Raw genomic sequence first — 380 nt, 5'->3', positions numbered from 1 at the left:
CGCTTTCGCACCTCAGCGTCAGTACCGGACCAGTGAGCCGCCTTCGCCACTGGTGTTCTTCCTAATATCTACGAATTCCACCTCTACACTAGGAGTTCCACTCACCTCTTCCGGACTCAAGATCGCCAGTATCGAAGGCAGTTCTGGAGTTGAGCTCCAGGATTTCACCCCCGACTTAACGATCCGCCTACGTGCGCTTTACGCCCAGTAAATCCGAACAACGCTAGCCCCCTTCGTATTACCGCGGCTGCTGGCACGAAGTTAGCCGGGGCTTCTTCTGTAGGTACCGTCATTATCTTCCCTACTGAAAGAGCTTTACAACCCTAAGGCCTTCATCACTCACGCGGCATGGCTGGATCAGGCTTGCGCCCATTGTCCAA

At 54.5% G+C, this 380-nt stretch carries 1 rRNA gene; it reads right to left on the bottom strand.

From position 1 onward, the window contains the following. Nucleotides 1–380, bottom strand: a 16S ribosomal RNA gene (locus tag ACTHSL_RS13160); the annotation flags it as partial.

The organism is Neisseria sp. P0008.S010 (assembly GCF_051962715.1).
GTDB lineage: Bacteria > Pseudomonadota > Gammaproteobacteria > Burkholderiales > Neisseriaceae > Neisseria > Neisseria elongata.
This window is presented reverse-complemented; position numbering and strand designations above follow the sequence as displayed.